This is a genomic window from Actinomadura sp. 21ATH, assembly GCF_041951345.1.
GTDB lineage: Bacteria > Actinomycetota > Actinomycetes > Streptosporangiales > Streptosporangiaceae > Spirillospora.
On the sequence record NZ_JBGNUR010000001.1, the window covers coordinates 869,951 to 882,891 of the forward strand.

At 74.9% G+C, this 12,941-nt stretch carries 13 protein-coding genes; 4 read left to right on the plus strand and 9 right to left on the minus strand.

Features of this window, described 5'->3' with window-relative positions; all coding sequences use genetic code 11:
- Window positions 1-4: 4 nt before the first annotated feature.
- Together ACA361_RS04220 and ACA361_RS04225 are read right to left on the minus strand one after the other, a co-directional pair.
- Complete coding sequence (locus ACA361_RS04220) at window positions 5-901, minus strand: N-acetylmuramic acid 6-phosphate etherase (protein WP_375010443.1); 897 nt, start codon at window positions 899-901, stop codon at window positions 5-7.
- A gap of 79 nt (window positions 902-980) precedes the next feature.
- Complete coding sequence (locus tag ACA361_RS04225) at window positions 981-1,955, minus strand: MurR/RpiR family transcriptional regulator (RefSeq protein WP_375010444.1); 975 nt, start codon at window positions 1,953-1,955, stop codon at window positions 981-983.
- Window positions 1,956-2,016: 61 nt separating this feature from the next.
- On the opposite strand from ACA361_RS04225, the gene ACA361_RS04230 reads away from it, so the two are divergent.
- From ACA361_RS04230 to ACA361_RS04240, 3 genes are all read left to right on the plus strand, one after another.
- Window positions 2,017-3,279, plus strand: a complete 1,263-nt coding sequence (locus ACA361_RS04230; RefSeq protein ID WP_375010445.1) for a BadF/BadG/BcrA/BcrD ATPase family protein — start codon at window positions 2,017-2,019, stop codon at window positions 3,277-3,279.
- A gap of 240 nt (window positions 3,280-3,519) precedes the next feature.
- Window positions 3,520-5,166 carry a glycoside hydrolase family 3 protein gene (locus ACA361_RS04235; protein ID WP_375010446.1) on the plus strand — a complete coding sequence of 549 codons (1,647 nt, stop codon included), beginning with the start codon at window positions 3,520-3,522 and terminating at the stop codon, window positions 5,164-5,166.
- Between the two features lie 70 nt (window positions 5,167-5,236).
- Entirely contained in the window at window positions 5,237-5,740 is a 504-nt protein-coding gene (locus ACA361_RS04240; protein WP_375010447.1) for a hypothetical protein, read from the plus strand.
- A 93-nt stretch (window positions 5,741-5,833) separates the two neighbouring features.
- Here the strand turns inward: ACA361_RS04240 and ptsP are convergent, their stop codons facing one another.
- The 7 genes from ptsP to nagA are packed head-to-tail and all read right to left on the minus strand — an operon-like array spanning window position 5,834 to window position 11,435.
- Window positions 5,834-7,528, minus strand: coding sequence for a phosphoenolpyruvate--protein phosphotransferase (ptsP, locus tag ACA361_RS04245; protein WP_375010448.1), 1,695 nt, complete (start codon window positions 7,526-7,528; stop codon window positions 5,834-5,836).
- A complete protein-coding gene (locus ACA361_RS04250) occupies window positions 7,521-7,793 on the minus strand; it encodes an HPr family phosphocarrier protein (RefSeq protein ID WP_375010449.1) in 273 nt (90 codons plus the stop codon). Before ACA361_RS04250 ends, ptsP begins: the two co-directional genes overlap by 8 nt.
- Window positions 7,794-7,817: 24 nt before the next feature.
- Window positions 7,818-8,495, minus strand: coding sequence for an HAD family hydrolase (locus ACA361_RS04255; RefSeq protein ID WP_375010891.1), 678 nt, complete (start codon window positions 8,493-8,495; stop codon window positions 7,818-7,820).
- Window positions 8,486-8,935 carry a PTS glucose transporter subunit IIA gene (locus tag ACA361_RS04260; RefSeq protein WP_375010450.1) on the minus strand — a complete coding sequence of 150 codons (450 nt, stop codon included), beginning with the start codon at window positions 8,933-8,935 and terminating at the stop codon, window positions 8,486-8,488. Before ACA361_RS04260 ends, ACA361_RS04255 begins: the two co-directional genes overlap by 10 nt.
- Before the next feature lie 18 nt (window positions 8,936-8,953).
- Window positions 8,954-9,187 (minus strand): glucose PTS transporter subunit EIIB, encoded by a 234-nt coding sequence (locus ACA361_RS04265; protein WP_375010451.1) that lies wholly within the window; start codon window positions 9,185-9,187, stop codon window positions 8,954-8,956.
- Between the two features lie 33 nt (window positions 9,188-9,220).
- A complete protein-coding gene (locus tag ACA361_RS04270; protein WP_375010892.1) occupies window positions 9,221-10,249 on the minus strand; it encodes an SIS domain-containing protein in 1,029 nt (342 codons plus the stop codon).
- Window positions 10,250-10,271: 22 nt separating this feature from the next.
- A complete protein-coding gene (gene nagA / locus ACA361_RS04275; protein ID WP_375010452.1) occupies window positions 10,272-11,435 on the minus strand; it encodes an N-acetylglucosamine-6-phosphate deacetylase in 1,164 nt (387 codons plus the stop codon).
- Between the two features lie 137 nt (window positions 11,436-11,572).
- Here nagA and ACA361_RS04280 point away from each other — a divergent pair, with 137 nt between their 5' ends.
- Window positions 11,573-12,907, plus strand: a complete 1,335-nt coding sequence (locus ACA361_RS04280) for a PTS transporter subunit EIIC (RefSeq protein ID WP_375010453.1) — start codon at window positions 11,573-11,575, stop codon at window positions 12,905-12,907.
- The last annotated feature ends 34 nt before the right edge of the window (window positions 12,908-12,941 follow it).

Consider the following 12,941-nt stretch of genomic DNA (forward strand, 5'->3'; position numbering starts at 1 on the left):
GGGGTCACGCCGTTCTCAGGCGCTGGAGGGCCTCGCGGACGCCGCCGTCGGTCTCCTCCAGCACCTGGGTGGCGTGCGCCGCGGGGACCTCGCCGAGCAGCGAGACCAGGGCCACGCGGGTGTCGCCCCCGGCCTCGATGAGCGCGTTCTCGCACGACAGGGAGTCCATCCCGGTCGCCTCGGTGAGGATGCGCACCAGCCGGGCGCGCAGCTTGGAGTTGAGGGCGTTCACGCTCACCATCAGGTTGGAGTACGTGCGGCCCATCTTGATCATCAGGGTGGTGGAGAAGGAGTTCAGCACCAGCTTGGTCGCGGTGCCGGCCTTCATCCGGGTGGAGCCGCTGATCACCTCGGGCCCGGTGGCCAGCGGGATGTGGACCTCGACCTCGCGGCCGTGCGGGGTGTGCGGGTTGCAGCTGATCAGCGCGGTGCGCGCCCCGGCCTTGGCGGACGCGCGCAGGGCGCCCAGCACGTAGGGGGTGCGGCCGCTGGCGGCGATGCCGATCGCGACGTCGCCGGCGACCACCTCGGCCGCGTCCCGGGCGCCGAGCTCGTGGTCGTCCTCGACCTCCGAGACCGCCTGGGACAGCGCGCCGAAGCCGCCGGCGTTGTGCGCCACGACGCGGCCCCAGATGCCGAACGTCGGGGGGAGCTCGGCCGCGTCCAGCACCGCGAGCCGGCCCGAGGTGCCGGCGCCGAAGTAGTGCACCCGGCCGCCGCCGCGCAGCGAGACGACCGCCAGGTCGACCAGCTCCGCGATCTCCGGCAGCACGGACGCCACCACCAGCGGCACCGTCGCGTCCTCGGCGTTGATCCGGCGCAGCACCTCCAGGGTGGGCAGCGTGTCGACGTCGAGGGTGCGCGGGTTGCGCCCCTCGGTGGGCAGTTCGCAGTCGATCACCGACGCCTCCGGTCGGGTCGTACGGTCCGGCCGCGGACCGCCTTGATGGGTGCAGCGCTTCCAGTGCCGGCCGTGTCGATCACCGGCGCCTCCGATCGGGCCTGACGGTCCGGCCGCGGACGGCCTCGAAGGTGGCTTCCAGTGCCTTCCGCGTGGATCCGTAGGTGCGCTGCGCCACGCCGACGAACACGCAGTCGACCACGGTCAGCTGCGCCAGCCGGCTGGCGGTCGCGCCCGAGCGGAACGTCGTCTCCCGGGCCGCCGTGGTGAGGATGTGGTCCGCCACCTCGGCGATGGGCGACTTGGGGAAGTTGGTCAGGGCTACGGTCGTCACCCCCTTGCTCTTGGCCACCTCGAGCGCGTCGATGGTCTCCACCGTCGCGCCCGTGTGCGAGATCCCGATCGCGACGTCGCCGCTCCCCAGCACCGCGGCGCTGGTGAGCATGATGTGCGCGTCCGACCAGGCGGAGCAGACCCTGCCGATGCGGTGCAGTTTCTGCTGGAAGTCGGCCGCGACGAAGGCGCTGGCGCCGACCCCGTAGACGTCGACCCGGTCGGCGGCGACCACCGCGTCCACGACCTGTTCGAGCGTCTTGATGTCGAGCTGGGCCGCGGTCTCCTCGACGGCCCTGGCATCGGCGAACGTCACCTTCTCCACGATCTGTTCGAGCGAGTCGTCGGGACTGATGTCGCTGCCGATGACCCGGCCGCCGGTCGCGCTCTGCGCCCGGCCCGCCTCGGTGGCCAGGGTCAGCCGCAGCTCTGGATAACCATGAAACCCGATCGCGCGGCAGAACCTGATGACGGTGGTCTCAGAGGTGCCACAGGTCTGGGCGAGTTCGGTGATGGTGGAGTTGGCGACCCCTTCGGGATCGTCGATGACGCGTTGAGCGACACGTCGCTCAGCGGGGGGCAGTGAAGGCAGCAGGGACCGGACCCTGACCACGGTGCTCAGCGGCGTCGCCTCTCTGGTCACGACCTCGGGCGGCGCCGTCGTCCTGAGCGAGCCGGCCTCCCCGGCGCTCCCCGGCTCCGAGCCGGTGGGTTTCCTCATGGAGGAAATTTTCTTACTTGAAGGATGTCACGTCAACGGTAGAAAGGGCTACGGTCGCCATGTGTTGACCCATTTGGCCGGTCCGTACGTGATCGGCATAGACGCGGGTGGCACGAAGACCCGCTGTGTCGTACTAACGCTCGGGGGCGCCCAGGCCGGTCAGGGGACCGGTCCCGGAGCCAACCCCAATTCCGGGGGCGACACCGCGGGGGCGCTCACCACGGCCCTCCGGGAAGCGCTCGCCGACCTGGACCGTTCGCTGGTCATCGGCGGCGTTTTCGGGATCGCCGGAGCCGGGGCGGCGGGACGTCCCGCCGCCGTGGCCGCCGCGCGGCGCGCGTGGAGCGCCGCCGGCCTGCGCGGCTCGCCCGCCGTCGTGACCGACATCGCGATCGCCTTCGCCGCCGGGACCACCGCCTCCAAGGGCATCGTGGTCTTCTCCGGCACGGGCGCGGGCGCCGCGGTCATCAGCGACGGGGCGATCGTGCAGCGCGCCGACGGCTACGGCTGGCTCGTCGGGGACGAGGGTTCGGCGGTCTGGCTCGGCCGGGAGGCCGTCCGGGCCGCGCTGGCGGCCTACGACGGCCGCGGCTCCCCCACGGTGCTGACCGACGCGGTGCCGCGCGCGCTGCTCGGCTCGGCGGCCCCCGCGGTGAAGGAACCGGAGTCCGCCCGGAGGCGCGCCCGGCACCATCGGGCGGCGGCGCTGGCCGGATCGCCGCCCGGCCAGTCCACCGCCTCGCTCGGGCACGGCTCGTCCCCGCACTCGGCCGGCCGCCCCCACCCGGTGGCCCCGGCGGCGCTCGCGCAGGGCAAGGCCACGGCCGTGCTGCTCGCCGACGGCTCGGGCCCGCCGAACGGCGAGGCGCGCGACGTGCCGCACGTGCCGTCGCCCGCCCGGCCGCCCGATCCGCGGCCGCCGGCGGCGTCCCAGTCGCTGTCCTGCCCCCGCCCCGGGCACGCGCCCGACCCGCAGCTGGCCCAGGCGGTCATCAAGGAGGTGTACGGCCGCCCTCCCGCGGCCCTGGGCAGGCTCGGCCCGGTGGTCGCCGCGGCGGCCGCCGCGGGCGACCCGGTGGCCCGGCGCATCACCGCGGAGGCGGCCGAGTGGCTGCTGCGCGACGTCGACGCCGTGCGGCCGGCGCTGAACGACCCGTACGCGCCGGTGGTCATGCACGGCTCGGTGCTGCGCGACGGCCCCGTCGCCGACGCCGTACGGGACGGGCTGCGCGACCGGTTCGCCGCCGACCCGCACCGGGCCGGCGACGGCGCGGTGGGCGCCGCCTCGCTCGCGCTGCGCAGGCTCGGCCACCCGCTCGCCTGAGCCCGGCTTTTCACCACGGGTCTCATCACGGGTCCTCACCACGGGTCCTCGTCACGGGCCACCGCACGGCACCGCCCGGCATCGCATCGCACGGCATCGCGCGGCACGGCGCGGCGCGGGTCGACAGGCCGCGGCCGACCCGTTAACGTCGCCAGGTCGGATCACGAACGCGTAACGGCGAACCGGCGCCGCGACCGCCGCCGTCCCTTCGCCGGCCTTGACCACTGGGAGCCAGGACCCGTGCGTGCCTCACCTACGATCGCGCTCGCCGCGGTGGCGGCGGTCGCGGTACCGCTGGCCGGCTGCGGCGGCGGCCCGTCCACCGGCGGCCGGCCCTCCGGGGACGCGTCGCGGCCGGGCGCGCCCGCCGCCTCGCCCACCCCGGACGGCGCCTGGATCCCCGGGTACGTGGCCGACATGAGCCTGGAGGAGAAGGTCGGGCAGCTGTTCGTGCCCACCTTCTCCGGCGCCGCCGACGCCCGCTCGATGATCAGGAAGTACCACGTGGGCGGCTTCATCTACTTCCCGAACAACATGGCGGGCGGCCCCGCGGGCACCGCCCGGCTCTCGAACTCGCTGCAGAAGGCGTCCAAGCTGCCGCTGCTGATGGGCGTGGACGAGGAGCAGGGGCTGGTCACGCGCACCCCGTTCCTGACCCGCTTCCCGGGCAACATGGCGCTGGGCGCGACCCGGCGGCCCGCGGACGCGCAGGCCGCCGCCCGCGCCACCGGCGCCGAGCTGCGCGCCGTCGGCATCAACCAGAACTACGCGCCGGTCGCCGACGTCAACGTGAACCCCGCCAACCCGGTGATCGGGCTGCGGTCGTTCGGGTCGGATCCGGCGCTGGTCTCCCGGATGCTCACCGGCGCGATCGGCGGCTACCAGTCGGCCGGGGTCGCGGCCACCGCCAAGCACTTCCCCGGGCACGGCGACACCGACACCGACAGCCACACCGGGCTGCCGGTGATCACGCACACCCGGGCGGAGTGGGAACGGCTGGACGCGCCCCCGTTCAAGGCCGCGGTCGCCGCCGGCGTCGACGCGATCATGTCCGCGCACATCGTGGTGCCCGGCCTGGACCGGTCGGGCGACCCGTCCACGCTGTCGAAGACCGTGCTGACCGGGCTGCTGCGCGAGCGGCTCGGCTACCGCGGCGTGATCGTCACCGACTCGCTGCGGATGGAGGGCGCCCGGCGGAAGTACGGCGACGCGAAGACCCCGGTGCGCGCCCTCAACGCCGGCGCCGACCAGCTCCTCATGCCGCCCAGCCTGCCCACCGCCCACCGGGCGGTGCTGCGCGCCGTCAAGGACGGCACGGTCTCCCGCAAGCGGCTCGACGAGGCGGTCGGCCGGATCCTGCGCCTCAAGGAGCTGCGCGGGCTGTTCGCCGGCACCACCGCCGACCCCGCCAGGGCGGACGCGGTCGCCGGGGCCGCCGCGCACAGGGCGACCGCGCGGCAGGTCGCCGAGCACGCCGTCACGCTCGTCCGCAACGACGGCCGCGCGCTGCCCCTCAAGGGCAAGACCGTGCACGTCACCGGCCCCAAGAGCGACACCCTGATCAGGGCGCTGCGGCGCGAGGGCGTCACCGTCGCCGGCTCCCCCGCCGCGGCCGACGTCACCGTGCTGACCACGCAGAACGCGGGCCCGGCGACCGCGTCCCGGATCCGGGCGCTCGGCTCCAAGCCGGTCGTCGTCGCCGCGCTGGGCCGCCCGTACGACCTGGACGACGCCGGCGGCGCGGAGGCGGCGCTGGCGACGTACTCCTCCGGATCGGCCGCCGTCGGCGCGCTGGCCCGCGTGCTGGCGGGCTCGGTGAACCCGACCGGCAGGCTGCCGGTACGCGCCGCCGGGAAACCCGCCGGTCACGGACTGTCATACGGGTGACGCCCGCGGTGTGGACGCGCCGCCCGCGGCCTGGGAAGATCACGCGACGGTCGCACCCGCAGGAGGTCCCGTGCAACTCGCGTCCCGGCTGGCCGCCCTGGCCCTCGTACCGCTGCTCGTGACGGCGCCCGCCGCGTGCGGGGAGGACGAGCCCGAGATGCCGCCGCTCACCCCCGAGCCCGGCGACGCGCTCCCGGCCGCGCGGTCCAGCGCGCCGCCGGCCGCGCAGAGCCGCGCCGCGCGGCTGGTGCTCTACAAGTACCTGCGCGGGATCGCGGCCGGCGACACGAAGGTGTGCGCGCACCTGGCCCCCGGCTACGAGAGCGCCACGTTCCCGGAGCGGGGCGGCTGCGAGAAGGGCCTCGCGGCGGCGAAGGCGAAGCTGCGCCCGCAGGACGTGACCGCGCTGAAGAGCGTGACCGTTCCGGCCGCCGAGGCCGGCCCGGACGAGGGCGAGGTCACCGTCGCGTTCGAGGACCTGAAGTGGAAGGCCGAGCCGGCCCGCCCCGGCGGCGTCCTGGCCGCCCGCTACACCCTGGCGAGAACGGGAGAACGCTGGCTCATCACGGGCTGAGCGGCAGGACCGCCGGGTCGACTCGTGGCGTGTTCGCCTTCCGCGGCGACGCGGGAGGGGGACACGCCACGAGTCGACCTTCTCGGCGGCCGGTCAGAGGCCGAGTTCGGCCAGGCCCGGGAGGTGGGCGCGGGCGGCCTCCTTCGCCGCGGCCGCCGTACGGGCGGCGCGGGCGGCGGCGGCCGCGGTGCGGCACTCGTCCAGGGTGTGGCGGGACAGGGCGGCCCGGACCAGCGGGAGGGACGGGGCGCTCATCGACAGGGTCGTGACGCCGAGGCCGACCAGGACGCAGGCCAGCACCGGGTCGCCGGCGGCCTCGCCGCAGACGCCGCAGCTCTTGCCGGCACCCTCGGCGGGGGCGGCGGTCATCGCGACCAGGTCGAGCACCGCGGGGCGCCACGGGTCCTGGAACGCGGCCAGCCCGCCGATCTGCCGGTCGGCCGCGCACGCGTACTGCGTCAGGTCGTTGGTGCCGATGCTGAAGAACTCGACCTCGGTCACCAGGTCCCCGGCGCGCAGCGCGGCGGCGGGCACCTCGATCATGACGCCGGGCCGCTCGATCCCGGCCGTCCGGCACTCGGCGGCGAACGCGGCGGCCTCCTCGGCGTCGGTCACCATCGGCGCCATGACCTCCAGCCGCGCCGCCGTGCCCGCGGCGGCACGGGCCAGGGCGGCGAGCTGGGCGCGCAGGACGTCCGGGTGGGACCGCGCCATGCGCAGGCCGCGCTCGCCGAGCGCCGGGTTGGGCTCGTCGCCGGGGGGCGGGAGGAAGGCCAGGGGCTTGTCGGCGCCGGCGTCCAGGGTCCGCACGACGACCTTGCCGCCGGGGAAGGCGTCGAGGACGGCCCGGTACGCCTCCTCCTGCTCGGCGTCCGACGGGGGGTCGGAACGGTCGAGGAACAGGAACTCGGTCCGGTAGAGGCCGACGCCCTCGGCGCCGTTGGCCAGCGCCTGCTCGACGTCGCGGGGGCCGCCGATGTTGGCCAGCAGCGGCACGGCGTGCCCGTCCTTGGTGGCGCCGGGGCCGGCGGGCCCGGACAGCAGGGCGGTACGGGCGTCCGCGGCGGCGCGCGCCGCGGCGATCTCCGCCTCGGCCGGCTCGACCAGGACGGTGCCCGCGGCGCCGTCCACCAGCACCCGCGTGCCGTCGGCCAGCGCGGTCGCGCCGGGCAGCGCCACCACGGCCGGCACGCCCAGCGTCCGCGCGATGATCGCGGTGTGGCTGGTCGGGCCGCCCTCCTCGGTCACGAACGCGACCACCATGGCCGGGTCGAGCAGCGCGGTGTCGGCGGGCGCCAGGTCCCGCGCGACCAGCACGAACGGCTCGTCCGACTCGGGGATCCCGGGCACCGGCAGCCCCAGGAGGCGGGCGATCGCCCGGTCCCGGATGTCGTCGAGGTCGCTGACCCGGGCGGCGAGGTACTCCCCCGCGCCCGCCAGCATCTCGCGGTAGACGCCGAACGCCTCGTACACGGCCCGGGCCGCGGCGACGCCCTCGTCCACCTTGGCGGACACGCCGTCGGCGAGGCCGGGGTCGCGCGCCATCAGCGCCTGCGCGTTCAGGACCTCCATGCCGCTGGTGTTGCCGCGCTCGCCGGCCTGCGCGCCGCGGTCCTCCAGGTCCGCGGCCACGGCCTCCAGGGCGGCCAGCGCGGCCGCCTTCTCCGCCGCCGCGTCCCCGCCGTGCCGCGCGTCAGCGGCCGGCTCGGGGACGGCGCCGGCGATGGTGCGTACGGGGCCGGCCCCGACGCCGGGGCTGACCCCGGCCCCCGCGAGCGGCTCAGGCACCCTCGGGCTCCGGCTTGCTGAGGAGCGCCTCCAGGCTGTCCAGCAGCTCGTCGGCGCCCTCGCCGTCGGCGGCGATGACGACGTCCTCGCCGTGGCGGGCGTCCAGGCCCAGCACGGCCAGGATGCTCTTGGCGTTGACGGGAGCGCCCCCGCGCTTGGCCACGGTGACGTCCATCGGGGCCTTGGCGGCGGTCTGCACGAACAGCGCGGCCGGCCGCGCGTGCAGCCCCACCTTGGACTCGATCTTGACGTTACGCTCGGTCACAGCTACTCCTCGCTCACGGATCAATCAGCCACTCGTCGATGGACCGCTGCCGGGCACCCGCAGCGCGGGACCCGGCAGGACGTCGACTTCCTTCAGGTTCGCCACCACATGGTCGGCGGCGGCCAGGGCACCGGCCGGCACGGTCGTGGTCACCCCGACGCAGGTCATACCCGCCGCCTTGATAGCGGCCACGCCGGCGGGCGCGTCCTCGAAGCCCACCGCCCGCTCCGGCGGGACCCCGAGGCCGCGGCAGGCGGCCAGGAACCCCTCCGGGTCGGGCTTGCCGGTCGCGACGTCGTCGGCGGTCACCACGGCGCCGAAGCAGTCCCGCACGCCCAGGCCGTCCAGCAGGCCCTCGGCGTACGAGCGCTGCCCGGAGGTCGCCACGCCCAGCGGCAGGCCGGCCTCGTGCAGCGCCCGCACCAGCTCCACCGCGCCGGGGACGACGCCGACGGGCGGCGCCTCCGGGCCGTGCTCGTACGCGACCGCCTCCGCGAACAGCTCCTCGACCGTGCGGCCGGGGAACAGGTGGATCAGTTCGGCGAGCACCTCGCGGCCGCGCCGCCCGGCGAACGAGGCGATCAGCGCCGGGTCGTGCGCTGCGCCGTGCCGCTCGAACAGCCAGGTCCACATGACCTGGTTGCGGGGCTCGCTGTCGATGAGGGTGCCGTCCAGGTCGAAGACCGCGGCGCTCAGCTCCAGACGAAAAGCTCGGCCCCCCTCTCGACGTCGCCGGTCTCGACCACTCCGGCCAGCGCGTCGGCGCCGGCGTCCAGCGCCACCACCGCGGTGACCGGGGAGCGGCCGCCGGCCTCGATGTCGGCCGGGTTCCAGCCGACCAGCGGCTGCCCGCGGACGACCTGGTCGCCCTCGGCGGCCAGCAGCTCGAAGCCCGCGCCCTTGAGCTGGACGGTGTCCACGCCCAGGTGGACGAGCACGCCGTGCCCTTCGGCGTCCACCACGACGAACGCGTGCGGATGCAGCTTGACGATCTTGCCGTCGACCGGCGCGACCGCCTGGCCCGGCGCCCGCTCGGGGTCGATCGCGGTGCCCGGGCCCACCATGGCCTGGGCGAACACCGGGTCGGGCACCCCGGCGAGCCCGACCGCCCGGCCGGCGACCGGGGCCACTACTCGCGTCATTGCTTCGACCTCCGGGGTCTAGTCGAGGATGTCCTCGATGTCGCTGGCGATGGTGTCGGCCTCCGGGCCCACGACCACCTGGACGACGCTGCCGCTGCGCATCACGCCGAACGCGCCGGCCGCCTTGAGCGCCGCCTCGTCCACCTTGGCCGCGTCCGAGACCACGGTGCGCAGCCGGGTGGCGCAGGGCTCGATCTCGTCGATGTTGGCGGCGCCGCCCAGCGCGGCGACGATGGCCTCGGCCTTGTCCATGCTCACTCCTGATTTCCGTCCCGTTCCGGCCGGTCAGCCGGTCTGGGTGACCTTGTTGAGCCCGCGCGGGACGTCGGGGTCCACGCCGAGCCGGCGGGCCAGCGCCTCGACGAGGAGCTGGCCGGGCACGATGAGACCGAGCGGGGCGACCCACTCGGGCAGCGACGGGCCGGGCAGCGCGCGCGAGCACGCCGCGGCCAGGCCGGAGCCGCCACCGATACCGTACGCGCGGGCGCCCGCGCCGCGGACCCGCTCGGCGAGCGCGATCGTCCCGGGCAGCGTGGGGCCGGATTCGGCCGCGACCAGCAGCGCGGGGGTCTGGTCGTCGACCACCGCGATCGGCCCGTGCAGCAGGTCGGCGTACGACAGGCCCATGGCGTGCAGGTAGCACGCCTCCTTGATCTTGAGCGCGAGCTCCAGCGCCGTCCCGAACGCGATGCCGCGGCCGGACACGACCGCGCCGGGCACGGCGGCCAGCTCCTCGACGATCCCGGGCAGCTGCTCGGACGCCTCGGTCAGCTCGATCACCCGCGCGACCTCGTCCGGGACGCGGCGCAGGTCGCCGGCGTCCGCGCCGGCGCCCAGCCCGAGGCCGAGCACCGCCAGGGCGGCCAGCTGGGTGGTGTAGGTCTTGGTGGCCGGTACGGCGATCTCGTCGCCGGCCTCGGTGAGCAGCGCGACCTCGGCGGCCTCGGCCAGCGGCGAGCCGGCCCCGTTGGTGACCGCGACGGTGCGGGCGCCGCACGCGGCCGCCCACTCCATGGTCTCGACGATCTCCTCGGTCTTGCCGGACTGGCTGATCGCCACGGCGAGCACGCCGTCCAGGTCGAGCCGCCTGCGGTAGGTCGTGGCGATCGACGGCGCGGCCAGGGTGGCGAGCCGCCCGGCCCGCGACTCGACCAGGTAGCGCCCGTACACGGCGGCGTTGTCGGACGAGCCGCGCGCGATGAACAGCACCTGGCGGGTCTCCCCCGCGAGCCCCTCCAGCTCGGGGATCCGCGGCAGCAGCGCGTCGATCGTGCGGCGCAGCGCGGCGGGCTGCTCCCCGATCTCCGCGCGCATCCGGCTCGTGCTGGTCCCGCTCTCAGACATGATCCCCTCCGAAGACGTTCTCCCCGGCGATCCAGGTCGCATGCGCCCGGTGGTCCGGGCCCAGCCAGACCAGGTCGGCCGCCGCGCCGGGAGCGATGCGGCCCAGGTCGGGACGGCCGATCAGGTCGGCCGGTACGCGGGTGGCGGCGTCGACCGCGGTGACCGGGTCGATCCCGATCGAGATCGCGTTGGCGACCGCCTCGTCCAGCCGCAGGCCGGAGCCGGCGATGGTGCCGTCGGCGCGCAGCGGCGGGCCCTGCTCGGGCATCTCGATCGGCTCGCCGCCGAGGTCGTAGGTGCCGGGCGGCATCCCGGCGGACGCGGCGGCGTCGGTGACCAGCACGACCCGGCCGGGCGCGGACCGGAACACCAGCTCGGCGATCGATCCGGCGACGTGGTGCAGGTCGAGGATGAGGCCGGGGCTGAGCCGGGGGTCGATCAGCGCCTGCACGGCCACGCCCGGGTCGCGGTGGTGGACGCCGGACTGGGCGTTGAAGATGTGGGTGACCTTGCGGGCGCCGGCGTCGGCGGCGGCCTTCACCTGCTCCGCGGTGGCGTCGCTGTGCCCGACGCTGACGAGCACGCCGTTCGCGGTGAGGGTGCGGATCGCGTCCAGCGCGCCGTTCCGTTCGGGGGCCAGCGTCACCAGCTTGACCAGGCCCGTCTCCAGCAGTTCGGCGACCGCCTCGGGCGTGGGGTCGGTGAGGTGCGCGGGGTTGTGGGCGCCCTTGCGCTTCTCGGAGAGGAACGGCCCCTCCAGGTGGACGCCGAGCACGCGGGTGCCGGCGGGCAGGCCGGGCAGCAGGTCGCGGGTCCGGCGCAGCGCCTCGGCCTGGACCGCGACGGGCGCGGTGATGAACGTCGGCAGGAACGAGGTCACGCCGGTCTCGGGCAGCCGCCGGACGATGGTGTGCCAGCCGGCCTCGTCGGCGTCGACCATGTCGTACCCGTAGAACCCGTTGACCTGGAGGTCCACCAGCCCGGGCGCGAGGACGCCGCCGTCCAGGTCGACGCCGGGCGCGCCCGCCGGACGGCCCTCCCCGACCTCGGCGATCACTCCGTCCTCGACGCGGACGTATCCCGGGGACAGGACGCGGGTAGGACCCGCCTCGGGGGAAGTGATCAAGCTGCTGGCGGTGATCAGTAGCGATGCCATCCGTGCGCACTTTCTGTGATGGACCATCACGGGACGGTGCTGTCCGGGTCACTGGTCTAGTCCGGCCTAGACCAGTAGGCACCATATCTCACCAATCAGGCAAAGCGACAGGGCCGGGCCTCGGGGGAGGGCATCGCATGAGTTCGTTGACCGCTTCTGGCGGCGGGGCGGGAGGCGCCGAGGGCAACGGCGCCTGGTCCGCCACGTTCGCCGTGCTCCAGCGCATCGGCCGCAGCCTCATGCTGCCGATCGCCGTGCTGCCCGCGGCCGGGATCCTGCTCCGGCTCGGCCAGGCCGACCTGCTCGGCGCGGACGGCCTCGGCTGGGACCGGATCGCCGAGGTCTTCGCCGCCGCGGGCGGCGCGCTGCTGGACAACCTCGCGATCCTCTTCGCGGTCGGCGTGGCGATCGGCTTCGCCCGCAAGTCCGACGGCTCCACCGCGCTCGCCGCCGTGGCCGCCTACCTGGTGTTCGACCGGGTCACCAAGGTGATGTTCGCGCACACCGAGCAGCTCAAGGGCGGCGTGGTCGCCAAGGTGCAGCAGGAGGACGGCGCCCTCACCGAAGTGATCGACTTCGGCGCCAAGAACCCCACCCAGGTCCTCGGCGGGATCGTGGTCGGCCTCATGGTGGCCCTGCTCTACCAGCGCTTCTACCGGATCAAGCTGCCGTCCTGGCTGGCCTTCTTCGGCGGCCGCCGGTTCGTGCCGATCATCAGCTCGGCCGCCGCGCTGGTGCTGGGCGTGCTGTTCGGGCTGATCTGGCCGGCGCTGGGCGGCTGGATCGACTCGTTCGGCGACTGGCTCACCGGCCTCGGCGCGGTCGGCGCGGGCGTGTACGGGATCGCCAACCGGCTGCTGCTGCCGTTCGGCCTGCACCACATCCTGAACTCGCTGATCTGGTTCGTGTTCGGCACCTACGACGGGCCGGCCGGGGTCGTGCACGGCGAGATCAACCGGTACCTGGCCGGCGACCCGCACGCCGGGACGTTCCTGGCCGGGTTCTTCCCGGTGCTGATGTTCGGCCTGCCCGGCGCCGCGCTGGCGATCTGGCGGGCGGCGCCGCCGGACCGGCGGCCCGCGGTGGGCGGCATCATGATCTCCGCGGCGCTGACCGCGTTCGTCTGCGGGGTGACCGAGCCGATCGAGTTCTCGTTCATGTTCGTGGCACCGGTGCTGTACGGGATCCACGTGGTGCTGACGGGCGTCTCGATGTACGCGCTCGCCGCGATCGACGCCCAGCTCGGCTTCAGCTTCTCGGCCGGGCTGATCGACATGGTGCTGAACGCGACCAAGAGCAACACCCGGCACCTCTTCCTGATCATCGGCCTGGGCGTCGTCTACTTCTTCCTCTATTACGCGATCTTCAGCTTCGTGATCCGGCGCTTCGACCTGCCCACTCCCGGACGCGAGCCGGCCGAGGACGCTCCACCCGAGACCAAGGCCGACCAAGGGAGCCGCGACCCCTCTTGACCTGGGGATTTAAACGATCTTCGAGTGCTCGCGG